This is a genomic window from Kitasatospora indigofera (assembly GCF_014655955.1).
GTDB lineage: Bacteria > Actinomycetota > Actinomycetes > Streptomycetales > Streptomycetaceae > Kitasatospora > Kitasatospora indigofera.
In genome coordinates this window covers 24,028-49,067 of sequence record NZ_BNBO01000044.1, presented here as the reverse complement: position 1 = coordinate 49,067, position 25,040 = coordinate 24,028, and the positions used below count along the sequence as shown (strand labels likewise).

The window sequence follows — 25,040 nt, the reverse complement described above, 5'->3', positions numbered from 1 at the left end:
CACCTCGCCGGGGCCGGCCGGGGCTCAGTCCAGGGCCGGGTCCAGTCCGAGGGCCCGGTCCTGCTCGGCCTCCGCCTCGCGGCGCACCAGGCGGAACCACATGAAGACGACGAAGCCGCCGAAGACGAACCACTCCAGCGTGTAGCCGAGGTTCTGGAACGCCCGCAGGCTCAGTCCGTCGCCGCCCTGCGGCTGCACGGTCGGCACCACGGTCAGGCCGGCCGGCACGCTGTCGGCGGCCACCCAGCCGTCGTACCAGCCGTCGTAGGGGAGCATGTTGAGCAGGGTGGCCCGGCTGATCGTGCCGAGCTGACCGGGCGGCAGGCCGCCTGCGACCGCGCCGTTGCTTCCGCTGCTCTCGCCCGCCTGCAGCCGCCCGGTGACGGTGACCTCGCCGGCCGGCGGCGCGGGCGCTGCTGCGGGCGCGCCCGGGGCCCAGCCCCGGACGACGGCGACGGTACGGCCGTCGGCGGTGCGCAGCGGGGTCAGCACGTAGTAGCCCTGCCGGCCGTCCAGCACCCGGTCCGGCACGAGCAGTTGGTGTCCGGCGTCGAAGCTGCCGGTGGCGCTCACGTTCCGGCCGACGGTGGCGGTGCTGACCTGCGGGTCGGCCTCGGTGAGCACGCCGCCCAGCGGCTCCGCCGCGACGGCCCCGGCGGCGGCCACGGCCGCGCCGGTGTCCCGGTGGGCGGAGACCCGGTCCTCGAACCGGCCGAGCTGCCAGGAGCCCAGCCAGAGGCAGACCGCGACGGCCACCAGGGCGAGGACGGTGCTGCTCAGCCAGCGCGGAGTCAGGAGGAACCGGTACACACCCCCCACGGTAACCAGTGCCCCCGGATCGCCGGACCGCTGGGGTGCGCCCTGTCCGTCCGTGGCGGGCCGACGGTGCGTTCCCGGCACTCCCCGGCACTCCCGGTTCCCTCGCCGGTCACCACGCCGTTCGCCACGCCCGTCACCGCGCACGGGCTGCACGGAACGCGCCGGGCGAGCCCGGACGAGGCCGGACGGCCGTTCGGCCGCCGCGGCGGCCGGCTGATCGGCCGGTGCTCAGCCGGTGGTGGTGGGGCCCGAGGGGGCGGGCGGGGCCGGCTGCGGAGCCGTCCGGTAGACCGTGCCGGAGCAGGCGCCCGCGACGGCGGCCATGACCGTGACGGCACCGGCGGGCGCCGGGGTGTACGCCAGGGTGATGCTCGCGGCGGGGGCGCTCGACCCGGCGGTGGGGCTTGCGGTCGGGCTGGGCGCGCTGGTGGCACCGGCCGACGGGGAGCTGGAGGCAGCCGCCGCCAGGCCCGCCGTCGGCGCGGCCGAGGGGCCGTCCGCGGCCACCCGCGGCGCCGGCGAGGCCGGCTCCTGCGGGCCCGGGGCGGCCGGCCCGCCGGGCCGCGGGCAGGAGCTGCCGCCCGGCACCCAGCCGAACTGCACCCGGTACGCGGCCTTCGGCGCCAGGACGGGCGGCCCGGCGGCGGCGATGCCCACCGGGTCCGGCAGCGCCGTCGCGGCGTCGCCGGCGAGGTGGTCCAGGACCTTCACCAGGGCCGGGTCGGACCCGGACGCGGCGCTCACCAGCAGGGTGCCCGGCCCGCCCAGTACGCAGCTGCGCCCGGAGGTGTTAACCAGCGTGAAGGAGCCGTAGACCGCTCCCGCCGCGTCCGGCTCGCCGACCTGGGCGGTGCCCTGGCCCAGATCTGCGCGCTCGCACTCGGGCGGTGACGGCGCGCCCGCCCCCGGCCCGGCGGAGACGGCGCCGGCCGCCGTCCCGCCCGCGCTCGCCGCGGCGGTCGTGCTCGGTGACCCGGGCCAGCCGCCGGTCGTGCCGCCGGCGCCGCCCCAGGAGTAGGGGCCGCTCGGCCGGCCGGCCGGGGCCCCGCCGGTCGTCCGGGCGGGCGTGGGCACGGTGCCGGTGGCGTCCGCGGTACCGACCGCGGCCGGGCCGGAGAGGCCGAGGCCCTCGGGGTAGTGCAGGGCGGGCAGAACGACCGCGGCGGCCACCGCCACGGCGACGGCGCCCGTCCAGACGCCCCGGCGCACGGCCCGGCGGCGGGGCACCCCGCTGCGGATCCGGGCCAGCGCGGTGCCGTCCGGGTGGAGTCCGGCGACGGAGCGCCGCATCAGGTCCCGGACGAGCAGTTCCTCGGCCGACAGCGGCCCGCCGGGGCCGGCGAGATCGGCGACGTCGGCGGCCGGGCGGCCCGGCCCGTCGGGACCGCCCGGCCCGTCCAGGTCCCCCGGGGCCTCCACGGCGCCGGGGCCGCCCGGGCCGCCGGGGCCGACGGGACGGCCGGTACCGCGGACGTCTTCCGGGCCCCCGTACTCGCCGGGTCCACCGGGTTCGCCGGGCGGGGCGGCCGGCCGGGGCGCCGGCCGGTGGTCCTCGGTCATTGCCCCGCCTCCATCTGCACCCGCAGCGCGGCGAGCCCCCGTGACCCGTACGCCTTCACCGAGCCGAGCGAGATGCCCAGGGTGTCGGCGACCTGCGCCTCCGTCATATCCACGTAGTAGCGCAGCACCAGCACCTCCCGCTGACGACGTTGCAATCCCCCCAGAGCGGCCTTCAGTTGGTCGCGCTCCAGCGCATCGTAGGCGCCTTCTTCTGCACTGGCCATGTCAGGCATCGGCTTCGGCAGCAGCCGCAGGCCGAGGATGCGCCGGCGCAGCGTGGACCTGGAGAGGTTCACCACCGTCTGCCGCAGGTAGGCGAGGGTCTTCTCCGGCTCGCGGACCCGCCGGCGGGCGGCGTGCACCCGGATGAACGCCTCCTGGACGACGTCCTCACAACTGGAGAGGTCGTCGAGGAGCAGCGCCGCCAGCCGCAACAGGGAGCGGTAGTGGGCCTGATAGGTCTCGGTGAGCAGGTCTTCGCTGGTACCCGCCGTGCCGGCTGCGACCGCCGTCATCGTGCTTTCTACCGACCTATCCACCGGCCGCAGGGCACGCGGGGGCAGTGTCGCGACGTTCATCGCCCCGACACCGGCCCCTACCCCGACCATGTTCGCCACGCCCGTTGGACACTCGATCCCCTGTCATGGTTGCCCAGCTCGCGGCACATTCTCCCGCATAGGCCGAATCCCCCTCCAGGGGTGGGAGGGGGATTCTGACAGTTTGTCTCAGAAGAGGCCCGGCAGTACCGGTTCGCCCGGCCGTGCACGGCGGTCCCGAGCGGTCCGGGACGCGGCGCGGCGGCCGTGCGGCCGGGGCCGGGCCCCGCCGCACCGGGCGGCGGGACCGGGCCGGTGGCTCGGCGGCCGGTGGTTCAGCGGCCGGTGCCGCCGTAGACCACGGCCTCGTCCGTGTCGCTGTCCAGACCGAAGGCGGAGTGGACGGCGCGGACGGCCTCGTTCACGTCGTCGGCGCGGGTGACGACCGAGATCCGGATCTCCGAGGTGGAGATCAGCTCGATGTTGACGCCGGCCTCGGAGAGCGCCTCGAAGAAGGTCGCGGTGACCCCCGGGTTGGAGCGCATGCCGGCGCCGACCAGGGAGATCTTGCCGATCGCGTCGTCGTAGCGCAGCGACTCGTAGCCGATGCCCTCCTTGACCCGGCCGAGCGCGTCGATGGCCTTCTGGCCCTCGGCCTTCGGCAGGGTGAAGGAGATGTCGGTCAGACCGGTGGCGGCCGCCGAGACGTTCTGCACCACCATGTCGATGTTGACCTCGGCATCCGCGATGGCGCGGAAGATGCGGGCCGCCTCGCCCGGCTTGTCCGGCACGCCGACGACCGTGACCTTGGCCTCGGACGTGTCGTGGGCGACCCCGGAGATGATGGCCTGCTCCATCTCGCCCCCTTCGGGCTTGGTCGGGTTGGTGCTGCTGACAATGGTCCCCGGAAGCCCGGAGAAGGACGAGCGTACGTGAATCGGGATGTTGTAGCGGCGCGCGTACTCGACGCAGCGGTCCAGCAGCACCTTGGAACCGGAGGACGCGAGTTCCAGCATGTCCTCGTAGGCGATCCAGTCGATCTTGCGAGCCTTCTTGACCACCCGCGGGTCGGCGCTGAAGACGCCGTCCACGTCGGTGTAGATCTCGCAGACCTCGGCCTTGAGCGCCGCCGCCAGGGCGACGGCGGTGGTGTCCGATCCGCCGCGGCCGAGGGTGGTGATGTCCTTGCTGGACAGCGAGACACCCTGGAAGCCCGCCACGATCGCGATGTTGCCCTCGTCCAGGGCGGTGCGGATCCGGCCGGGCGTCACGTCGATGATGCGCGCCTTGTTGTGGACCGAGTCGGTGATGACCCCGGCCTGACTGCCCGTGAACGACTGGGCCTCGTGACCCAGCGATTTGATCGCCATGGCCAGCAGCGCCATGGAGATCCGCTCCCCAGCGGTCAGCAGCATGTCGAACTCACGGCCGGCAGGGATGGGTGACACCTGCTCCGCGAGTTCGATGAGCTCGTCCGTCGTGTCGCCCATCGCGGACACCACGACGACGACCTCATGGCCGTCCTTCTTGGTGTCGACGATTCGACGGGCCACGCGCTTGATGCCCTCGGCATCCGCAACGGATGAGCCGCCGTACTTCTGCACGACAAGGCCCACGTGCGCTCCTCGACTTGTGTCGGTTCTCCGGTGGCCGGGTCAGCCGCGGGTGGCGCCTGCCGGCCGCCGGACCCCCGGTGTGCACCGGGGCTCTGCGGTCCGCGCCAGTCTACCGAGCAGGGCGGGCCCGCCAGCCGTTTTCCATATGATGAGACGCCTGTTTCACCTGATGGTCAACCGTCCGACACTCCGACGGGCAGGTCTGCGGACCGGCCGGTGCGGGCCCGGAGAATCGGCGGGCGGCGAGGGGCGGGCCCCGGAATTCTTTGACCGGCCCACGCCGAAAAGTTTTTCCGAGGCCTGCGTCACAGTCCCTCCACAAGCCCGTGCCGGCCGCCGGCCGGGCTCCGGAGCCCGCCGGGGCGTCCACCGCCCCGGCGGGCCGGCGCCGCCCGGCGCCACCCGGCAGCACCGCGGCCCTACAGGCCGAGTTCGGCCGCCATCAGGTCGCCCGCCTGCTGCTCCAGCTGCTCGTCCGTCAGCCCGTCGTCGTCCGTGTCCGCGCCGTCCTCGGCCGCGCCCAGCGGGCTGTCCAGCCGGACGTGCGCGATCAGCGACTGCAGCGCGCGCAGCACCGCCGAACAGGTCGAGCCCCAGTTGGAGAGGTACGAGAACTGCCACCACCAGAGCGCCTCGCTGACCCGGCCCTCGCGGTAGTGGGTCAGCCCGTGCTGCAGCTCGCTGACGACGCCGGCCAGATCGTCCGAGATCCGGAAGGCGTTCGGCCTGGTCGGCGGCTCGTACGGGTCGAAGACCTCGTGGTAGACGTCGATCGGCGCCAGCAGTTCGGCCAGCCGCTCGCGCAGCTCCACGCCGTCCGGCTCCGGGCCCGCGTCGGGCTCGAACCGGTCTTCCGGCACGACGTCCTCGATCGCGCCGAGCCGGCCGCCCGCCAGCAGCAGCTGCGACACCTCCAGCAGCAGGAGCGAGACCGCGCTGCCGGGCTCGTCGCCCTTGGCCACCTCGGTGACCGCGAGGACGAAGCTCTCCACCGAGTCCGCGATCTGCACCGCGAAGTCGTCCGGCTCCGAGCCGTGGGCGTGCGTGTGGGTACCGTGCGTCTGGTCAGACATCGAGCAGTCGTCTCCCTTCGAAGGCCCGGCCGAGGGTGACCTCGTCCGCGTACTCCAAGTCCCCGCCGACGGGCAGTCCGCTCGCCAGCCGGGTCACCCTCAGGCCCATCGGCTTGCAGAGCCGGGCCAGGTAGGTGGCGGTCGCCTCCCCCTCCAGGTTGGGGTCGGTGGCCAGGATCAGCTCGGTGACCGTGCCGTCCGCGAGCCGCGCCAGCAGCTCCCGGATCCGCAGGTCGTCCGGGCCGACGCCCTCGATCGGGCTGATCGCGCCGCCCAGCACGTGGTAGCGGCCGCGGAACTCCCGGGTGCGTTCGATCGCCACCACGTCCTTGGACTCCTCGACCACGCAGATCACCGCGAGGTCGCGCCGCGGGTCCAGGCAGACCCGGCAGCGCTCGGACTCCGCGACGTTGCCGCAGACCGCGCAGAACCGGACCTTGTCCTTGACCTCCAGCAGCGAGTGCGCCAGCCGGCGGACGTCCGTCGGGTCGGCCTGCAGGATGTGGAAGGCGATCCGCTGCGCGCTCTTGGGCCCGACGCCGGGCAGCCTGCCCAGTTCGTCGATCAGGTCCTGAACCACGCCCTCGTACAACGTCGTGCCTTCCCTCGTGCCTGCGGTCCGGTCTCCCGGTCCTGTCCGCGGTACCGGTCGCCCGGTGTTCCGCCGTCCTGCCGTGCTCCGCCGTCCTGCCCGGTCCTTCCCGGCCTGACGGGGGAAGCGGCCATGCCTCCGGCCGCCCCGCGGCGGGTGCCGGAGGTCCGGTGCCATCATCCAACGAATCGGGCGCCGGACACACCGTCCGACGCCCGACTCCCTCACAAATCACACAATGCCGTCGCCGTGGTCACCCGCTGTTCGAACGGACGCCCCCGGCCGGCCGGAAGCGACCGGGCCTGACCGCACCTGGACGAGGTACGGGGCGGGGCAGGCGTGCGAGGCGGGTGTGCGCGCGGCGCAGGGTGTGTCCGGCCGGAGCCGGGTGGTCAGAACGGCAGACCGGGGATGCCGCCGCCGCCCAGGCCCTGGGTCAGCGGGCCCATCCGCTCGGCCTGGATCTTCTGCGCCGCCTGGTTGGCGTCCCGGACGGCCGCCAGGACCAGGTCGGCCAGGGTCTCGGTGTCCTCCGGGTCCACGGCGGCGGGCGCGATGGTTAGTGCCACCAGCTCACCGGCCCCGGTCACCGTCGCCTCGACCAGGCCACCGCCCGCCGAACCGCTCACCTTCGCCTCGGCCAGCTCCTGCTGGGCCCGGGCGAGCTCCTCCTGCATCTTCTGCGCCTGCTTCAGCAGCTGCTGCATATTGGGCTGGCCACCACCGGGGAACACGGCTCACTCCTGCCTTGGTTCGGACGTCGGGTACGCCCTGCATCACACCGCCGACGCGGCGGCTCCGGACCCGGAACCCCGTACCGCGGTGTACGTCACCGGCGAGCCTACGTGCTGCGGGTGAACGGCGCGGGCCCATCCGGCGCGGAACCGCCGCGGCCCGCCCCCGGCCCGAGCCGGGGCTGTGCCCTGGCGTCCGTCGTACCGCTGCCGTGCCTCCGCCGTGCCCCTGCCGTCCCTCCGCCTTGCCTCCGCCGGTCCGCACCGGGCCCTGGGCCGGGCCCGCACGCGGCCCGGCCCTCGGCTGCGCGGCGGCGGCGCCGGGGTACCGCCTGGACGCCGCTGACCGGACGACGGCGCCCGCGTCTCTCACCCTCCCGTGTGGTGGATCTCCTCCAGGATGGTCGCGCCCAGCTCGCGGATGATCAGCTCCTGCCCGGAGAACGCCTCGGCCTGCGGGGCCGGACCGTCGTTCTCGGACATGTCGTCCTCCGGCCCCGCCCCCGGGCCGGCCTGCGGCGCAGCCGGTTGCGGCGGACCGTCCGACGGCCGCCCCTGGGCCGGCCCGGGCCCCTGGCCCGGCCCGCCCTGCGCCGAGGGAACCGGCTGGACGGGCGGCGCGGCCTGGACCGGCCGGGCCGGCGGCGGCGCGGCCGGTGTCGACATCGGCGTGAAGGCGGCCGGTGCCTGCGACAGCGGTCCGGGCGCGGCCGAGGCCGCGTGGGCGCCACCGCCCCAGCCACCACCACCGCCGACACCGCCACCGGAGGCGGGCGGCGGCGCACTGCCGCCGGACGGGTCGACGATGCACTCGATCCGCCAGTCCACGCCCAGCGCGTCGGCGAGGGCCTGCTTCAGGACGTCGTCGCTGTTGCTGCTGACGAAGCTGTCCCGGGCGCCGGCATTGATGAAGGAGACCTGCAGCACGCTGCCGTCGAAGCCGGCCACCTGCCCGTTCTGGCTGAGCAGGATCCAGGTGAAGCGGCGGCGGTTCTTCACCGCCTCCAGGATCTGCGGCCACATCTGCCGGATCTGCGCCGCACCCTGCGCCGCGGCGGGCGACGGCTGGCCGCCGCCGGGCGGCGCCACCACGGGGGCCGGAGCGGCCACCGGCGCGGGGGCGACCGGAGCCGGCGCCACCGGCTGCGCGGGCGCCGGGGCGGGCGCCCCGCCGGCCGGCGGGAAACTGCGCGGGATCGGCCAGGCCCCGGGGGCCGGTGCCCCCGCTGCCGCGGGCTCGGGGGCGGCCGGGGCGGGGGCCGGCGCGACCGGCGGGTAGGCCGCCGGGGCGGGGGCCGGCACGGGAGCCTGGTACGCGGGTACGGCGGGCGCGGGCGCCTGCGGCACGGCGGCGGCCGGAGCGGCCGCCGTCGGCATCGCCGCGACCCCTGCTCCTGCTCCTGCCCCGAACCCTGCCGGTGCCTGGGCTGCGAAACCGCCGGCGGCCGCCCGCCGCTCCAGCTTGTCGAGGCGGGCCTGCAGCGACAGCTCGTCGCTGTACGCCCCGGGCAGCATCACCCGGGCGCAGATCAGCTCCAGCTGCAGCCGGGGAGCCGCGTTGCCCCGCATCTCGGTCAGGCCGGTGTTGACGATGTCGGCCGCGCGGCTCAGCTCGGCCGCGCCGAAGGAGTCCGCCTGCGCCTGCATGACCGCGACCCGGTCCGCCGGGGCGTCGATCAGGCCCTTCTCCCCCGCGTCCGGGACGGTGGCGAGGATCACCAGGTCGCGCAGCCGCTCCAGCAGGTCCGTCACGAACCGCCGGGGGTCGTGCCCGCCCTCGACCACCCGGTCGATGACCTGGAACACCGTCGCGCCGTCCTGGGCGGCGAAGGCGTCCACCACCTCGTCGAGCAGCGCCGAGTCCGTGTACCCGAGCAGGGCCGTGGCCATCGTGTACGTGACGCCGGCCTCGTCGGCGCCCGCCAGCAGCTGGTCCATCACCGACATCGAGTCACGGACGGACCCGGCACCGGAGCGCACGACCAGCGGGAACACCGAGTCCTCGACCTGGATGCCCTCGCGCCCGCAGACCTGCGCCAGGTAGTCCCGCAGCGTGCCGGGCGGCACCAGCCGGAACGGGTAGTGGTGGGTCCGGGAGCGGATCGTCCCGATCACCTTCTCCGGCTCCGTGGTGGCGAAGATGAACTTGAGGTGCTCCGGCGGCTCCTCCACCACCTTCAGCAGCGCGTTGAAGCCGGCCGAGGTCACCATGTGCGCCTCGTCCAGGATGAAGATCTTGTACCGGCTGTGCACCGGCGCGAAGAAGGCCCGCTCCCGCAGGTCACGCGCGTCGTCCACACCACCGTGCGAGGCCGCGTCGATCTCGATCACGTCGATCGACCCGGGGCCGCCGGTCGCCAGGTCCGTGCAGGACTGGCAGACCCCGCACGGCGTCGGCGTGGGCCCCTCCGCGCAGTTCAGGCAGCGTGCCAGGATGCGCGCGCTCGTCGTCTTGCCGCAGCCGCGCGGGCCGCTGAAGAGGTAGGCGTGGTTGACCCTGTTGTTGCGCAGGGCCTGCTGGAGCGGAGCGGTCACGTGCTCCTGCCCGATGACCTCGGCGAAAGTCTCGGGGCGATAGCGGCGGTACAGGGCTAGGGACACACCACCGACGATATCGGGACGCACGGACAAACGCGGCGCCCCTCGGCCCCCGGCCCCACCCGGCCCCGCCCCCGGGAACGCAAAGACCCCCCGTGCACCCGCCAGAGCCCTCCTACCCTTGCTGCCTTCCGGCCCTGGGGGGGTTCAGAGAGATAACGCCACACGAGGGGCTGCCCCCAGAGTAGCGGATCCCGGCCCCACCTCCTACCGCCCACCCCACCTTCCGATCCGCAGGTCCCCGCCCACGACCACCTGCGGATAGCTGGTCGCGAGCACCCCCAAACATGTACTAAGCTCTCCCACGGAGGATTCGCCTAGTGGCCTAGGGCGCACGCTTGGAAAGCGTGTTGGGGGCAACCCCTCACGAGTTCGAATCTCGTATCCTCCGCCGGCCGAAGGCCCGGACCGCTCAGCGGTCCGGGCCTTCGTCGTTTCATGGTGGGACTGCCTTGCTCGGCAGTTTGTGGCGGGCCCGCAGGCACAGCACGGCCGGCCGTGGTCGATCCCTCATCGTGTCGCGCACCGCGGACGACCGACGGATCAACCCACGATCTTCGGCCGGGACCGCGGGAGGCCGCCGACGGCCGGCAGGAGGTGTCGCCAGTCGGCGGGCCAGTTGGCCAGGGCGAGGATGCCCATGATGACAAGGTGGGTCGGCGCGGCCCAGCTCTCCACCGGCGGGTCGTGGTTGACGATGTGGGTGGTGGCCGCGCCGGTGAGCACGAACACCAGCGTCGTGGCAGCCAGGAATCGTGTGCGCCGGTCGGGCATCACGAGCAGGACGGCGGCGACGCCTTCCAGTGCAGCGACCACGAAGCGCATCCAGGACGGGTAGCCCCACTCGGCGAACTTCACGGAGTACGCGGTGCTGAACATCGTGTCGCCCGGCCAGCACTTCGTCACGGCTCCCAGCGCGAACTCAAGGGCAAGGAACCAGTACAGGCCGGTTCTGAGGTATTTGGACATGCACGTCTCTTTCCGGGGTCGGGCAAGGCCGGCCCTCCGCTCGGCGTCTGATCGGCCGGCGAAGTCGTTGTTCGGGTTCAGTCCCGCAGGGCGGCGACGGCCTTCTCGATACGCCGCCGGCGCGTCTCGGGCTTCTTCGCGTTCTCGACGGCGCGCACGTGTTCACGCTTGCGGCTGTCGGTGAGATTGTCGAAGGCGGCACGGGCGGCCGGGTCGTCGTCGAGGGCCCGGGCGAAGTCCGTGGGTTCGACGACGACGCGCGACTCGGTGTCGAGCTCCAGCTCGACCTCTACCTCGTCGCCGGTCGCGACAGCGGCGGCCCGCCGGTTGGCGTTGCTGAGACCGAGCAGGTGACGGCCACGCATGACGGCGACGCGGCTCCTCCAACGATGCCCGTTGACGGTGATCGTCACCGGCGGTCGCGCGCCCCCGCCGAGCGCCTCGACCACCTCGGGCGGAACTTCCAATCCCCGCATGGGCTCGGGTGGCTCGACGAGAGTGCGGAACTTCACGACGTACTCCTTCGCTCCGCGCAGGGCCGGTCGGTTCCCTGGGCGCTGTAACTGAGATTCCGGACGTAGCCGTCCGGGTCGGTGCCGCCGCACCCGCCCCACGGCAGGGCGCCGGCGGGCTTGAAAATCGTGGCTGGTCCCGGCCCCGGTCGGCCTCAGCCCACCGCCTTTTCATGCGGGGTTCAGGACGGTGCGGGAGCGGGCTACGCCGCGGCCTCCCAGGCGAAGCCGTCCGCGTCGGTGAAGGTGTCGGCGGTGCCGCCGAGGACGATGCGGTGCGAGCCGGTGCCGTCGGCGGGGACGCCGAGGTCCTTGGCCAGGGCGCGGCGCTTGTACAGCGCCAGCTTGACGCGGCTGGAGGCGCCGGGGGCGAACTCGGCGTACTTGCCGCCGAAGCTCTTGGCCACGGTCAGGCCCCGGTCGACGTAGCACTGCTTGGTGGCCTTCACGTCCTCGACGCCGATCAGCAGGACCAGCTCGTCGATCTCGCGGGTGGCGGGTCCGGTGTCCTTCTTCGCCGAGGTCGCGATCTTCCAGATCGTCCCGTCCGGGGCCTGGACGACGCCGCTGTAACCCCACAGCGACTTCGCAGCGGGCTTCAGCACCGTGGCGCCCGCCTCCACCGCTGCGGCGACGAAGCCGTCGACGGTGGCCGGCCCGGACACCGTCAGCGCCAGGGTGAAGCCGCGGAATCCGGTGGAGCGCCCCTCCGACGCCCGCAGACCTATGTACGTGTCCACACCGAAGGCGGTGTAGAAGCGGCGGGCGGCCTCGGGGTCGGCCACCTCAAGGGTGACGGACGCGAGGGACGTGCGGGCTGCGGTGGAAGCGTTGGTTGCCATGACCATCACGCTAGGGGCGGCACGGCTGCCGGGGCTTCTCGATTCCTGACCGGTCGCGCGACCTGCTCCGCACGCAACCCGGCATCCCCTCCCCCGTGATGGCCGAACCCGCCTCACGGGCCCTGCCCGCGTCATGCGCCGTACCCGCGTCATGGGGGTCGCCCGACGTCGCTGCGACGAGCGGGAAGAATCCGTCCGGCCGACGGGCTTCAACCGCCGTACGGGGGGCTAGTCCCGACGGGCCTCCCATGTGCTCCGGACCACCCTCGCCCGCATCTTCGGCCACCTGCCGGACGAGGCCGCCCACACGCTCGAAGCCGGTCGATCGGCCCACCTCCGGACGGCGACCGTCAGACAGCCACGAGCCGGACGCGATCCCCGCAGAGCTTGGTCATGTCGTCGATGTCCGACGTCAGCAGAACGACCGGCCGCTGCTGTCGCAGCGCCATCTCGGCCACCGCCGCGTCAATCGCGTACTTGTGGCCGTGAAGACCTGCGGCGATCAGCATCGCGGACGCAGCTCGGGCCTCCTCGTCCCCCACCTGCACGATCCGCAGTCCGGAAAGAATCCACCGGAGGCGAGCCTGATCGGTACGGCTGTGCACGGCTTCGATGATGGTCAGGGCGCTGATCGCCACCTCCATGCCGCGCTTCCGGGCTTCCGCGACCAGCGCGACAGCGGGCTCGTGGTCGTTGAGCAGCTTGGACAGACCCTCGGAGTCGAGCACCAGCGTTCCTTCGTGGCTCAGCTTGCGACGGGCCATCCGCCCTCCTCGGCGAACACCTCGTCGAAGACCTGACGGGCCCGGTCCTGCTCCGTCGCCGAGATCGCCCCCTTCCGGCGTTCATAGTCGGCCAGGTACTCGTCCAGGATCTGACCGCGCAACTCCCGCTCGACGGCTGCGGTGATGAACGCGGAGAACTCACGCTTGCCCACCCGTTGACGGATGGCCTCGGCCGTACCTTCGGGCAGGGAGAGGCTGACCCTGGTGGCCGGCCCCTCGCCGATGCTGTAGGGCATCTCAGTCATGGAGCCAGATTATCAAAGAAGTAGGAATTGAGACCCCTGGCCTGAACTGCCGGTCGATGTGGTTGCCGTTTTTGGTTGCGTTCACCCCCGTCCGGCGTCGTCCGCGGCCTGGCGAGCGATCCGCACCACCCCGGACCGGAACGCCTACGGCCACCGCCGGACAGCCGGACGAACAGGTGGAAGGCGTGTTGGGGGGCAACCCCTCACGGGTTCGCACCCTCCGCCTTCGCCCGCCAGGGCAAACGTCGTCCCGTGGTTGAAGGGCACAGCACCACCTACTCCTTGCGCGCCCACCGGAAGAGGCCGAGCCAGAACCTATGATCACTCTCCGGAGTCGGCACGGCCGTGGTTTGGAGTGGGAGCCAGTGCACAACAGCTCCTCGAATGCTGCTAGTTGGTTCTCCCTGACTGCGCAGCGAGCGGGTAGGGTGTCACTGTACGCAGTCGAAGACGAAGGGGGCCGGGGTGTCGGATGCCGGGGAGTGGGACGGACTGTTCGAGGGCATCGAGGAGGTGGCCGCGCGGCCCGGGATGGCGTGGGCGTGGATCTCCGGGCTCTGCTGTCACCCCGCGCTGGACGTCCGGGTGCGGCTGGCCGCCGTCGAACCGACCCTGGTGGGGTACTCCGACCGGACGCACCCGCCGGAGGTCGTCGACGCCGCCGTCGCCCGGTCCGAGTGGAACATCCGCCGGGCATGGGCGGAGCACCAGCGAGGGATGAGCGTCGCGCAGTGGGTGCGGCTGATCGGCGACGAGCCCGCCGGCTGGCGCCGGGACATCCTGCTGTACCGGGCCTCCTGGCATGCACCGCGCCCCACCGCGGAGGATTTCGCGGGCTGGGCCACCGATCCGGACCCGAAGGTGCGACTGCGGGCCCTGTACTTCCGCGGCCTGCCCGAGCCGGTGGCCGCGGCCCTGGCCGCCGACCCCGACCCCGAGGTGCGCGCGCTGCTGTGCGAACGCGGCTGGGAGCGGCTGGGAGCGCACTCGCGTGCCGCCCTGGTGGCCGATCCCGACCCGGAGGTGCGGGCGGCCGCCGGGCCCCGCGCCGGGCACGAACTCCCGATGTCCCGCGCGGAGTTCGATGCCCTGGACGAGGATGAGCAGTGGGAAGCGGCGAGCCTCCAGCACTTCGACGAGGACTGCCTGCGACACCTGCTCGACCACCCCGACAAAAGCGTCCGCCGCTACCTGGCCGAGAACGAGCGGCTGACCCCGGACACACTCGCCGTCCTGGCCCGCGACCCCGAGGCGATCGTCCGTTCCAGGGTCTCGGTCCGCCCCGACACCCCTGCGGAGTTGCGCGCCGAGATCCAGCCCGGCCTGCCCGCCCGCATGCCACGCTGGCAGATGCACTGGGTCGAGGACCAGCACGGCGATCCCGTGGCAATGCGCCGGCTCGCCGCCTCCGCGAGCACGGACGTCCGGGAGGCCGTCGCCGCGGCCCGGACCTTGCCGCCCGACGTCCTGGAGCTGCTCGCCCGCGACCCCGCGACCTCGGTGCGGTACGCCGTCGTCCACCACAACGAGGCACCGCCCGCCGACCTGCTGCTGGAGGCCGCCCTGAACTGGACCGAGCCCTGGCCCGTTCTGCAACGCCCCGACTTCCCCCGCGAGGCGCTGAACGGCCTCGCCGACCACCCCGACCCGAAACAACGCCGACTCGCCCTGTACGCCGCCGAATGCACCCCCGAGACCGTCGAACACCTCGCCACCGACCCGGACCCGATGGTGCACGCCCCCGCCGCGGCCGACCCGCGCCTGTCCCCCGCCACCGCGATGCGCCTGCTCGCCACCACCGAGGCGGACTTCCGGGCCACCCAGGAAACCCGCGACCTACCCGTACCCACCAATTACCAGCTCCGCGCAGCCGTGACCCGCAACCCGCAACTGCCGGTGCCCACACTGACCACCCTGCTCCGCGACCAGGGCTCGGCCCAGAACGCTGCCGCCAACCCCGCGATCCCGGCCACGGTCGCACACCACCTGATCGACCTGGCCACCCACCACCGCTGAGCCGCAGCGACGCGATTCCACCCGATGCCGGCCCGCGAGGGCAGGCAAGGATGATCGCCGCAGGGCAGACCTGGTCCCATTTTCGCTCGGGCCTCCTCGTCCCCCACTTGCACGGTCCCCACCTGCACGGTCCGCGGCCCGGACAGGATCCACGCAGTCGCAGAGAAGTAGGAATTCTGACGGGCGCCCGTTGCGCGCTCCACGCCGCCGGGCATGTTGGGGACCCTTCACCGTTCGAATCCGGCACCCTCCGCCGGCAGCGGGCCCGGACCGCCCGGCGGCCCGGGCCTTCGCCGCACTCCGCCACGGTTCCGTTGGAGAGCGATCCGGTGTCGGAGCGGTCACGAATCAGCGAACCTCCGTCCCGCCGGTGCGGACCGGGGCTTCGATGTCCACTACGCCCGTCCCGTCCCGATCCGTTCTCCCGGAAGGGGCCGCCCCATGGCCTCCAGCGCAGTGGTCCTGACGAAATCCTCCCCCAGCGTCTCCTTGGACAAGCACGGCGTGACGTCCGGTCTCATCCGGGTCAACCTGAACTGGACCTCGGCGCAGGCCGCCGCACAGCAGAAGGCCGGGGAAGCGCGAGGCCTGCTCCGGCGGATGCGGGCCTCTCTGCAGGCGGGGTCGGTCAAGGACGTGGATCTCGACCTCGGGTGCATGATCAGGTTCAGCGACGGCAGCAAAACCGTTGTCCAGGCGCTCGGCGATTCGTTCGGCGCGGTGGGCCACTTCCCGTACGTCGCGCTGGACGCGGACGACCGGACCGGCGCGCGGGCCGCGGGCGAGAACCTCGTCATCAACCTGGATCACCAGGCCGAGTTCTCCAAACTGCTGCTCTTCGTCTACATCTACGAGGGCTCGGGGGACTTCCGTGGCCTCGACGCGCTGGTGACCCTCACCTCCGACCGCGGGGACCGGTTCGAGGTGCGTCTCGACGAATGCCCGCCGCAGGCACGCGCGTGTGCGATCGCCCTGATCAAGCGGCAGAAGGGTGAACTCGTCGTCGGACGCGAGGTCCGGTGGTTCACGCCGCAGGACGGGCCCGGCATCCAGGACGTGATCTCGCGGGCATACCGGCTCGGCATGAAGTGGACACCGGGACGCAAGTAGCCGGCCGACCGGAGATCCGGGGCGGCTCGAAGGCCCCGACCGCGGTCGGGGCCTTCGGCGTTCACCGTCCCGGCCCCGGGTCCGGCCGGCAGCGGTTACACCTTGGCGTGGGGGTAGTCCGGGGACCGGTGCTGGAACGCCAGCACGGCCGGGTTCTGGACAGTGCCTCCACGGATCTCGATGGCACGACGGATGGTCTCGTCGGCCTCCCAGCTGCTGGGACCGCCGAGGACCGCGCGCAGGTGCGGGATCAGCGCCTCGCTGTTCTCCCAGGTGGCGGAGTTCCACAGGTAGGAGGGGCTGTGGTCCACGCCGTAGTAGTGCACGTTGTCACCGACCGTGAACATCGGATCGGCGAAGGTGGTGGGCCGCGCCCAGCTGAAGCCCATCCCCTCGTCGCAGGAGACATCGATGACGAGGGTGCCCGGAGCCAGCGTGTCGAGGTCCTCGTCGATCAGGAACGTCAGCGGCGCCCCGGTGTCCTGCAGCACGCAGTTGACGATGATGTCGTGTGCGGACAGGAACTCCGCCAGCGGTATCCGGCCGTCCTGGGTGAGGGCGTGGCTGCGGCGCGGGTCGGTGGTCTCGTTCGCCTCGTCGTGATCGAACTGGACGATGCGCGCGGAGTGGATCGGTGAGCTGACCGCGGTGACGCCACGCGCGGTGAGCACGTCGACGTTGTGCACCCCCAGGGAGTTCAGGGCCGTCACGGCTCCTCGGGCGGTCGCCCCGAAGCCGATCACGACCGCGCGCAGCCGACGGCCGTAGTCCCCGGTCGAACCCCGCAACTGAAGGGCGTGCAGCACCGAGGCGTACCCGGCCATCTCGTTGTTCTTGTGGAAGACGTGCAGGTTGAACGAGCCGTCACTGGTCCAGTGGTTCATCGCCTCGAAGGCGATGAGCGTCAGCCGGCGGTCGATGGCCGTCTGGGTGACCTTCTCGTCCTGAACGCAGTGCGGCCAGCCCCAGAGGACCTGCCCCTCGCGCAGCTCGGCGACGTCCTCGGGCATCGGCTTCGCCATCAGGACCACGTCGGACTGCGCGATCAGCTCCGCCCGTGGGATCAATCCGGCGACGAGGGGGGCCAGTTGCTCGTCGGAGACCCCGAAGCGCTCCCCATAGCCCTGCTCAAGGTGAATGCGTCCACGGAGGTCGGCGTCGATCCGGTCGAAATGTGCGGGATGGACCGGCAGTCGGTGCTCGTTCTCCTTGCGTGACTGCGCCATGATGCCGAGATTCAGTTGATGCAAAGTGCCCCTTTGATTACTTCAGGTGTAGCACGCCCCACCTAATCGCGAGCACCGCGAGCGGCTGACCCGGGCCCCGTACGGCCGGCCCCCGTTCGGCCGGGCCGCCCCGCCCGGGGCCGGTCCACGAGGCGATGCCCACCGATCGCCCCGGCCGCACCCGGCCCCCGGACCCGGGCGGGACGAAGCGGAAGCCGGACCGGGGAAAGCCCGGACAGACCACGGGACGCTGCGGGAACGGCGGGCCGGCACGGGGCCGGCAGGCCGGGCCCGCCGTGATCGTCGGACGATGGTTTCCGTGACCGCGATCGCGTCCCACGGGTGCTCCCGGACCGATAGCGTCTGCTCCGGACGCGTGGGGCGGGGACGGCCGAGCAGGGCGTCGAGGGGAGCGTGGGCATGCAGCCGCTGACGGCGGACGATCCGCGGCAGGTGGGCGAGTACCGGTTGCTGCGGCAGCTCGGCGCGGGCGGGATGGGCCGGGTCTACCTCGGCCGGACCACGGGTGGGCGGACCGTCGCCGTCAAGGTGGTCCGCCCCGACCTGACCGGGGACCCCGAGTTCCGGGCGAGGTTCCGTCAGGAGGTGGAGGCGGCCCGGCGGGTCGGCGGCACCTGGACGGCGCCGGTCCTGGACGCGGACACCGAGGGCGGGCGCCTCTGGGTGGCCAGCGGCTACGTCGCCGGTCCCGCACTCACCACCGCCGTGAGGGAGTTCGGTCCGCTGCCCGAGCCGGCCGTTCGGACCCTGGGCGTGGGCCTCGCCGAGGCGCTCACCCATGTGCACCGCCTCGGGCTGGTTCACCGGGACGTCAAACCGTCGAACGTGCTGCTGACCCTGGACGGGCCGCGGCTGATCGACTTCGGCATCGCCCGTGCGCTGGACGCCACCACCGTGCTGACGCAGTCCGGCCAGGTGTTCGGCTCACCGGGCTTCATGTCGCCGGAGCAGGCGAACGGGCTGCCCGCCGGGCCGGCCAGCGACGTCTTCTCGCTCGGCGCGGTCCTCGCGTACGCGGCGACGGGCGCGATGCCGTTCGGCTCCGGGGTGAGCGCGCCCGTCCTGCTCTACCGGGTGCTGCACGAGGAGCCCGACCTCTCGGGGCTGGCCGGTCCGCTGCTCCTCCTCGTCCGTGACTGCCTGGCCAAGGACCCGTCGGCCCGCCCGACCACCGGGCAGCTGCGGGCACGGCTGGACGGCGACGGCGCGGCCACCGCCCGGCAGGGCCACGGGGACTGGCTGCCGTCGGCGCTGGCGGCGGCGGTCGGGCGCAGCGCCGTGCAGTTGCTGGACCTGGAGGGGGAACGCGAGACCGCGGAGGAGACGGCCCGGAGGAGACGGCCCCGGAGGAGAAGCCCGGGACGGACGGGGCCGCGGCACGGGCGCCGGAGGCGGCGACCGGACCCCGGGCTCCCGCCGGGAGCCCGACAGTTGCCGAGGCGGCGCGGGCGGCGCGGGCGGCGCGGGCGGCCGAGGCCACCCGGGCCGTACCGGGCGCCGGTGTTCCAGCGGCTCCCGATGCGCCATGGGCCACCGGTGCGACCGGAGTTCCCGGGGCGCCCGGGTTCGGGCCCCCGGCCGCCCCGGGTTTCGGCCCGCCGCCCCCCGGGCCCTACGGGCCGGTCGGACCGTTCACGCCGACCCCGGTCCCCACCCCGGTGCCGACGCCCGCACCACCCGCGCCGGCACCGGCCGCGGTGCCGGGCCACGGGCCCCACCCGCGGCGGCCGGACGGCCGACGGGGGTACGGCGCGCTGGCGGCCGTGCTGGCCGTCGTCCTGCTGCTCGGCGGCGGGTACCTGCTGATCGAGCGGCTGCGGGAGACCGACCGGAAGGGCGGCGCAGCGAACTCCGGGCAGACCACCCCGGCCGGGGGCAGCACGAAGCCCGCGGCTTCGAAGAGCCCCGAGCCGGCCGGCGACGACTCCGGTCCGGCCGAGGACGGTCCCGCGCCCGGCGCGACCCCCACGGACCAGGGGCCGGGCAGCATCCCCGCGAAGTTCCTCGGGACATGGGTCGGCGAGCGCAGGGCGGCCGACGGGGACGTCTCCACCGTCACCCTCACCATCGTCCAGTCGGCGCCGAGCGAGGAGAGGAGCAAGGTCCGCACCGAGACGCCGAAGACCGGCAGCTGGTGCGAATTCGCCTGGACGCTCACCGATGCCGACGAGAGCCGGGTCACCTACGCGTCCCGGGTGACCGGTTCCTCCTCCGGTCGGGAGTGCCTCGCCGCCGACGACCACGGGGTGGTCTACCCCAAGGTCATGATGCTGCCGGACGACACCCTCCGTTACGAGATGGACCTGATCAAGCCGGACCAGTTCGTGGTGCTGCGGAAGAAGGGCTGAGGCACGCGGGCGTCCTCCGCGGGGTCGAGGCGCCCGGTTCGGGCACAGGCACAGGCACGGGCACGGAGGCCGGACGCACCGGCTGCCGGCCGCCCTCGCCGGGCGCAGCACTCCGCCGGCCGTCGCGACGAGCGCGGCGGCCGGCGGAGGGCGGCGATCAGGCCTGCGAGGAAGGAGGATCAGGCCTGCGGAGAAGCGCGATCAGGCCTGCGGGCGGCGGCGCGAGGCGACGACCGCGCCGGCGCCCAGGACGACGGCCGCACCGGCGGCGGCGCCGAGGGGCCCGAGCGGGACGGTCGAGCCGGTGGCGGCCAGCGAGCCGCCGGCGCCCCGGGTGCCGGTGGTGACGACCGGGGTCGAGGTGACGGTCGTCGAGCCGGCCGTCGTGGCGGTGGTGACGGAGGCGGGGACCACGGCGCCGCCCGCCGGGGTGCTGCCGGCGTTGGCCCCGGCGGCCTCGGCGGCGGCCTGCTCCGCCGCCTTGTCCTTGGCGCGGGCCGTGAACTGGCCCTCCTTCAGGAAGGCGCGGACGTCCTCGACGGCGCCGTCGAGCGCGGCGGTGCCGGCCTTGCGGACCTCGGGGCCGCCGGCCTCGATGAGCTGGGAGACCCGGATCCGGTCGTCGCTCGCCCGCAGCGGCTCCAGCTCCACCTTGAGGAAGTGCTCGACGTCCGCGGCGCTGCCCGCGAGCGCCTTCTGCGCCGCCTCGCGGACGTGCCGGCCGGTGGCCGGGTCGTCGATGATGCGCTGGGCCTCGGCGCGGTTCTCGTCCTCGGCCCGGGCGATGTACTGACCGGTCTTCAGGAAGGCGCGGACGTCCTCGATGGTGCCCGACATCGCCTTGCTGGCGGCCTTGTGCACGGCCGGGCCGCCGCGGGACAGGATCTGCATGAGCAGCACACGGTCGTCGACCTCCCGCAGCGACCCCAGCTCCACCTTGAGGAAGTGCTCGACGTCCGCGGCGGTACCGGCGAGCGCCTTCTCCGCACCCTCGCGCACGCCCAGGCCGCTGCCCGGGTCGTCGAGGAGCCGCTGCGCCTCGGCGCGGTTCTCGTCCTCGGCGCGGGCCGTGTACTGGCCGACGTTCAGGAAGGCGCGGTACACGTCGAGGTCGTCCGTCGGGAACGCGGCGTTGCCGGCCTTCTTCACCGCCGGGCCGCCGACGTTCATGATCTGCAGGATGGCGATCCGCGCGTCGTCCCGGCGGATCCGGTCCACCTCCGACGCGAGGAACCGCGCGCGGTCGGCCGGGGTGCCGGCGAGCGCCGCCGCCGCGTGCTCGCGCAGGTAGTTGCTCGGGGCGGTGAGCAGGTAGTCGTTCGGGTAGACCAGCAGCCTCTCGATCGCCGCCCGGTTCTCCTCGTCCGCCGTCGTCCCGGCCGGGTCGGTCTGCTCCTGCCCCGCGGGGACGGTGTCGGCGAACGCCGGGGCGGTTCCCGCTGCGAGGGGTGCGGCCGCGGTGGCCAGGAAGACGGCGGCAGCGAGCGAACGACGGATCTTCAACGGTCCCCCGGGGATCTGTGCATGAATGAACTCCGCCGCGACTCGACAGCGGTCGGCCGAATGATCGTATAACCACAACAGCCCATGGGCGAACACGTTTCCGTCACGTCCTGACCTCGGGATTCCCTCGTACGCCCCGTCCCGTCGGCGTCGGCCTCGTGCCGTGCCGGCAGACCGGCACCGTGCCGGGCGCCCGGGAGCGCCCGGGCGTCGGTGAGGTTTTACGCAGCGGCAACAGAAAGATCGTTCCTGCACCCCGTCCGCCGTCGTTGAACCGATCATGATGACGACGACCGCCACACCTGCCACCCTCGACCTCGACGGCTTAACCGGGCTCCTCTTCGAGGACGGTCCCGACGGCGCCTACCTCCACGGGCACTGGCGCAAGGCCGTCTCCGCCGACCTGTTCCGCTACCGCCCCGGGGCCCGGATCGAGGAGCGGTGGCAGCTCGCTTACGACCGCCTGCGCGCGCTGAACGCCGAACTCCCGCTCTCCCCCGAGTGGTTGGCCGGGGATCCGCGCGGGCTGGCCGCGCTGCACGAATGGGCCGCGGTGGTGGACGGCGCGACGGCCACCGTGGCCGGCATCCACTACAACCTCTTCCTGGGCAGCGTGCTCGACGACGAGGTCTCACCGGAGCGCCAGTTGGGCGAGTTCACCTCGCTGGCCCGGATCGGAACCTTCCTGTGCACCGAGCGGGCGCACGGCAACGACGCGGCCGCGCTGGAGACCGTCGCCCGCTACGACCGGGAGAGCGACGGGTTCGTGCTGCACACGCCGAACGAGGGCGCCCGGAAGTACATGCCGAACACCGGCCCGGCGGGCGGGCCGAAGACGGCCGTCGTCGCGGCCCGGCTGCTGGTCGACGACCGGGACCAAGGGGTCTTCCTGTTCCTCACCCCGTTGAGCGACCACCGGGGGACGCTGCCGGGGGTCACCGTCACGATGCTGCCGGAGCGGACCGGCAGTCCGGTGGACCACTGCGTCACCGGATTCCACCACGTCCGCCTGCCGCGGACCGCGCTGATCCAGGGGCCGCACGGCCGGCTGCTGCCGGACGGCACGTTCACCAGCACGGTGGGCAGCTCGCGCAAGCGGTTCCTGCACGCCATCGGGCGGGTGACGGTGGGCAAGCTCTGCATGAGCGCGAGCGCGCTCGGCGGCTGCCGGGCGGCCCTGGCCACGGCGGTCCGCTACGCCTACGTACGGCACATCTCGGGCCCGGGCGAGGGCTGGCGGGTCCCGCTGGCCGCGCACCGCAGCCACCACGGCCGGCTGCTGGAGGGCGTGGCCACCGCGTACGCCATGACCTTCCTGCACCGGGCGGTCACCGAGACCTGGACCACCCACCGGCCCGGGGAGCGCGCGGACACCGAGCGCCTGGTGGCCGTCGCCAAGGGCTGGATCACCTGGCAGTCGCGGGACATCATGACCGAGAGCCGGGAGCGCTGCGGGGCCCAGGGGCTCTTCCCGGTGAACGGGCTGGCGGAGTACACCGCCAACGCGGACGGGGCGATCACCGCCGAGGGGGACAACCTGGCGATCTGGTGCAAGGCCGGCGCCGAGATGATCTTCGGGCACGAGCCGGCCCCGCCGGCCGGGGAGGCCACCGGCGCGGAGGACCCGACCGACCCCCGCTTCCTCCGGCGGGCCCTCGCCGCCGCCGAGCGCCACTGGCACCTCGCCGCCCGGCGCGACCTCCGCGGCAACGGGACGGACGGGGACGGGGCGGGCGGCCACCGGGCGGGCGACGGCCTGGGCCGCTGGAACAACGCGTCCGACGCGGCGCTGGCCCTGGTCGAGGCGTACGCGGTGGGGAAGGCCGCGGACGCGTTCGTCGCGGCCTGCGCCCACGTCGCCGACCCAGCCACGCGCGCCGTCCTGGAGGACCTGTGCGCGCTCTTCCTGCTCGGGCAGGTGGACTCGCGCAGCGGGCTGCTGCTGGTGGGGAAGGCGCTCACGGCCGGTCAGGTCGGCGCCCTGGCCGGGACCCGGCGGCGGCTGGTCGCCCGGCTCGCCCCGCACCTGGCCGCCCTGACCGAGGCCTTCGACATCCCGGAGGAGCACCTGTCGTCGCTCCCGATGCTGGCGGCGGGCCCGGCGTCCCGCTCCTGAACCGGCGCTCCCCGAGCCGGCCTGTTCCTGACCGGCCCCGCCCGCACCGGCCCCGCCATGACCGGCCCCGCCCGCACCGGCCCCGCGAGGGCCGGCAACAGCGAGCCAGCACTTCGCGGACCACCACAGCACGGGCCGGCGCCTCCTGGACGGGCACCGGCCCACGGGCCGGACCTTCCCCGGCCGCCGGACCGCCCGGCCCTCCGCGCCGAGGGTCCCGGCTCCCCTGCGGCCGGGACCCTCGGTGTGGACCGGCCGGTGGCCGGGGAGCCTCAGCGGCGCAGGTGCCCCAGGACGGACCGGACGGCGTGGCGCACCGCCGCACGGGCCTCCTCCGTCCGGTCGACGGTCTCGAAGCCGTGGTGGCCGCCCGGTACGTCGATCACCTCGACCTCGGCCCCGGCGTCCTTCGCGGCGGCCAGGAACCCCTCGACGGTGGCCGCGATCTCCGGGATGTCCAGCTCCACCCGGGTGAGGACGATCGGCAGCCGGCCCGCCGACCGCACCGCCGCGGCGGGGGCGAACCGTCCGTCGGCCGCCATCCCCCAGCTGGGCAGCGGCGCGAGGACGGGGTAGGTCGCCGCGACGCAGCGCAGCCAGGACGGCGGCGCCGCCAGCACCTCCGCCGAGAGCGGGCCGCCGCCGGAGAAGTACCAGATCGCGATGCGGTCGCCGTCCACGCCCGGGTCGGCCCGGACGAGTTCGACCGCCGCGGCGACGTTCTCGGCGGCCTCGGCGAAGTCCTCCAGGCCGTGCAGCCCGTGGTCCACCGTCACCCCGACGGCGCCCAGGCCCGCGACGTACCCGGCGTAGCCGGTGAAGGACGGCCAGTCGCGCGGGGTGGGCCGCGCCCCGGCCGGCACCGGGCCCCCGTGGACGAACACGATCGCCGGGGCGGGCAGGTCGCCGTCGGGGCGGTAGAGGTCGACCGCGCCGATCCGCTCCCGGGGGCGCTCCGGGACGTCCAGCACGAAGGGCTCCAGGTGCGCGGGCCGTTCGGCGGCCGCCGCGGACAGCCGGTGGCCCTCGCCGGCGGCGGCGGCCAGCAGGGCGGCGGAGAGTTCCTCGGGCGCCGAGAGCATCGGCCAGTGGCCGGTGTCGAGGTCGAAGAAGCTCACCCGCGGGTCGGTCAGCGGCTGCAGACCCGGGTCGCCGAGGCCGACCAGGGCCTGCACCAGGGCGATGCTCCTCCCGTTGGCCGTGCAGAGGACGCCGGTGGTGGGCAGGCCGGCGGCGGCGCCCGTCAGGCGGAGCGGCTGGGTGAGGGTGGCCCTCGGCTGCGGTGCGGCGAGCCGGGTCATCCGCGCCAGCGCCTCCGCGGTGAGCCCCGCGACGCTGCCGCCGCGCTGCCACTCGTCGGCCCCGGGCGCGGGGATCCGCCAGTCGGCGGTCTCCTGCCCGTCGAGGCCGGGCAGCAGGTCGCGGACGCTCTGGTCGGCCAGTTGCAGCGCGGCGTCGCCGTCCTGCGGCATGCCGGCGTCCAGGTACACGACCCGGGCGATCCGCTCCGGCCGCCGGTCGGCGGCGCCCAGCACCGGGTGGATGCCGTAGTCGTGGCCGACGATCACCAGCTGCGGGTCCCGCACCTCGTCGATCACCCGGACCAGGTCGTCGATGTGGGTCTCCAGGTCGGTGCCGGGGCCGGCCAGGTGCTGCCGGTCCCCCATGCCGGTGAGCGTCACCGGGTGCACCTCGGCGCCCGACTCTCGCAGCCGGTCGGCCACCTCCTGCCAGATCCAGCCGCCGGTCCAACTGCCCGGCACCAGTACGAACGCCGTCATGACTGCCTCCCCGCCCACCTCGGTCCGCGCGGTCGGCC

21 protein-coding genes, 1 tRNA gene and 1 other RNA gene are annotated in these 25,040 nt (G+C 73.8%); 6 read left to right on the top strand and 17 right to left on the bottom strand.

Going from position 1 to position 25,040, the window contains the following annotated elements:
* Positions 1-24: 24 nt before the first annotated feature.
* The 9 genes from IE329_RS29045 to ffs all read right to left on the bottom strand — a co-directional run bounded on the left by IE329_RS29045 (position 25) and on the right by ffs (position 9,706).
* Positions 25-810 (bottom strand): SURF1 family protein, encoded by a 786-nt coding sequence (locus IE329_RS29045; RefSeq protein ID WP_190213968.1) that lies wholly within the window; start codon positions 808-810, stop codon positions 25-27.
* 237 nt (positions 811-1,047) lie between these two features.
* On the bottom strand, positions 1,048-2,379 hold the full coding sequence (locus IE329_RS29040; RefSeq protein WP_190213967.1) for a hypothetical protein: 1,332 nt from the start codon (positions 2,377-2,379) through the stop codon (positions 1,048-1,050).
* Positions 2,376-2,894, bottom strand: a complete 519-nt coding sequence (locus IE329_RS29035; protein WP_073924682.1) for a SigE family RNA polymerase sigma factor — start codon at positions 2,892-2,894, stop codon at positions 2,376-2,378. Before IE329_RS29035 ends, IE329_RS29040 begins: the two co-directional genes overlap by 4 nt.
* A gap of 356 nt (positions 2,895-3,250) precedes the next feature.
* The gene (locus IE329_RS29030) at positions 3,251-4,531 is read right to left on the bottom strand and encodes an aspartate kinase (protein ID WP_073924683.1); all 1,281 of its coding nucleotides are present in this window, start codon (positions 4,529-4,531) and stop codon (positions 3,251-3,253) included.
* A gap of 419 nt (positions 4,532-4,950) precedes the next feature.
* Positions 4,951-5,604, bottom strand: coding sequence for a DUF5063 domain-containing protein (locus IE329_RS29025; protein WP_190213966.1), 654 nt, complete (start codon positions 5,602-5,604; stop codon positions 4,951-4,953).
* Entirely contained in the window at positions 5,597-6,196 is a 600-nt protein-coding gene (gene recR, locus IE329_RS29020; RefSeq protein WP_073924685.1) for a recombination mediator RecR, read from the bottom strand. Before recR ends, IE329_RS29025 begins: the two co-directional genes overlap by 8 nt.
* A gap of 392 nt (positions 6,197-6,588) precedes the next feature.
* On the bottom strand, positions 6,589-6,930 hold the full coding sequence (locus tag IE329_RS29015) for a YbaB/EbfC family nucleoid-associated protein (protein WP_073924686.1): 342 nt from the start codon (positions 6,928-6,930) through the stop codon (positions 6,589-6,591).
* Positions 6,931-7,299: 369 nt separating this feature from the next.
* Positions 7,300-9,531 (bottom strand): DNA polymerase III subunit gamma and tau, encoded by a 2,232-nt coding sequence (locus IE329_RS29010; RefSeq protein WP_190213965.1) that lies wholly within the window; start codon positions 9,529-9,531, stop codon positions 7,300-7,302.
* 78 nt (positions 9,532-9,609) lie between these two features.
* Positions 9,610-9,706: signal recognition particle sRNA small type (gene ffs, locus IE329_RS29005), an RNA gene on the bottom strand.
* 128 nt (positions 9,707-9,834) lie between these two features.
* Between ffs and IE329_RS29000 the strand changes: the two genes are divergently transcribed.
* Positions 9,835-9,919, top strand: a tRNA-Ser gene (locus IE329_RS29000).
* A gap of 152 nt (positions 9,920-10,071) precedes the next feature.
* Here IE329_RS29000 and IE329_RS28995 read toward each other — a convergent pair.
* From IE329_RS28995 to IE329_RS28975, 5 genes are all read right to left on the bottom strand, one after another.
* Positions 10,072-10,497 carry a DoxX family protein gene (locus IE329_RS28995; RefSeq protein ID WP_190213964.1) on the bottom strand — a complete coding sequence of 142 codons (426 nt, stop codon included), beginning with the start codon at positions 10,495-10,497 and terminating at the stop codon, positions 10,072-10,074.
* Positions 10,498-10,574: 77 nt separating this feature from the next.
* A complete protein-coding gene (locus IE329_RS28990) occupies positions 10,575-11,009 on the bottom strand; it encodes a YdeI/OmpD-associated family protein (RefSeq protein WP_229927850.1) in 435 nt (144 codons plus the stop codon).
* A gap of 203 nt (positions 11,010-11,212) precedes the next feature.
* Positions 11,213-11,857, bottom strand: coding sequence for a VOC family protein (locus IE329_RS28985; RefSeq protein WP_190213963.1), 645 nt, complete (start codon positions 11,855-11,857; stop codon positions 11,213-11,215).
* A 344-nt stretch (positions 11,858-12,201) separates the two neighbouring features.
* A complete protein-coding gene (locus IE329_RS28980; protein WP_190213962.1) occupies positions 12,202-12,615 on the bottom strand; it encodes a PIN domain-containing protein in 414 nt (137 codons plus the stop codon).
* Entirely contained in the window at positions 12,597-12,881 is a 285-nt protein-coding gene (locus tag IE329_RS28975) for a hypothetical protein (RefSeq protein WP_190213961.1), read from the bottom strand. The genes IE329_RS28980 and IE329_RS28975 overlap by 19 nt, the downstream gene beginning before the upstream one ends.
* Positions 12,882-13,346: 465 nt before the next feature.
* Between IE329_RS28975 and IE329_RS28970 the strand changes: the two genes are divergently transcribed.
* Positions 13,347-14,897: a hypothetical protein gene (locus tag IE329_RS28970; protein ID WP_190213960.1), complete on the top strand. Its 1,551-nt coding sequence runs from the start codon at positions 13,347-13,349 to the stop codon at positions 14,895-14,897.
* Positions 14,898-15,338: 441 nt separating this feature from the next.
* Entirely contained in the window at positions 15,339-16,007 is a 669-nt protein-coding gene (locus IE329_RS28965) for a hypothetical protein (protein ID WP_190213959.1), read from the top strand.
* A gap of 95 nt (positions 16,008-16,102) precedes the next feature.
* On the opposite strand, the gene IE329_RS28960 is transcribed toward IE329_RS28965, so the two are convergent.
* On the bottom strand, positions 16,103-17,257 hold the full coding sequence (locus tag IE329_RS28960; RefSeq protein WP_190213958.1) for a N(5)-(carboxyethyl)ornithine synthase: 1,155 nt from the start codon (positions 17,255-17,257) through the stop codon (positions 16,103-16,105).
* 396 nt (positions 17,258-17,653) lie between these two features.
* Between IE329_RS28960 and IE329_RS28955 the strand changes: the two genes are divergently transcribed.
* Positions 17,654-19,060, top strand: a complete 1,407-nt coding sequence (locus tag IE329_RS28955) for a serine/threonine-protein kinase (RefSeq protein WP_190213957.1) — start codon at positions 17,654-17,656, stop codon at positions 19,058-19,060.
* Positions 19,018-19,602: a hypothetical protein gene (locus IE329_RS28950; protein ID WP_190213956.1), complete on the top strand. Its 585-nt coding sequence runs from the start codon at positions 19,018-19,020 to the stop codon at positions 19,600-19,602. The genes IE329_RS28955 and IE329_RS28950 overlap by 43 nt, the downstream gene beginning before the upstream one ends.
* 201 nt (positions 19,603-19,803) lie before the next feature.
* Here IE329_RS28950 and IE329_RS28945 read toward each other — a convergent pair whose 3' ends face one another.
* Positions 19,804-21,105 carry an ALF repeat-containing protein gene (locus IE329_RS28945; RefSeq protein WP_190213955.1) on the bottom strand — a complete coding sequence of 434 codons (1,302 nt, stop codon included), beginning with the start codon at positions 21,103-21,105 and terminating at the stop codon, positions 19,804-19,806.
* A 280-nt stretch (positions 21,106-21,385) separates the two neighbouring features.
* Between IE329_RS28945 and IE329_RS28940 the strand changes: the two genes are divergently transcribed.
* The gene (locus tag IE329_RS28940; RefSeq protein ID WP_190213954.1) at positions 21,386-23,221 is read left to right on the top strand and encodes an acyl-CoA dehydrogenase family protein; all 1,836 of its coding nucleotides are present in this window, start codon (positions 21,386-21,388) and stop codon (positions 23,219-23,221) included.
* Between the two features lie 272 nt (positions 23,222-23,493).
* Here the strand turns inward: IE329_RS28940 and IE329_RS28935 are convergent, their stop codons facing one another.
* Positions 23,494-25,002 carry an alpha/beta hydrolase gene (locus IE329_RS28935; RefSeq protein ID WP_190213953.1) on the bottom strand — a complete coding sequence of 503 codons (1,509 nt, stop codon included), beginning with the start codon at positions 25,000-25,002 and terminating at the stop codon, positions 23,494-23,496.
* Positions 25,003-25,040: the final 38 nt, after the last annotated feature.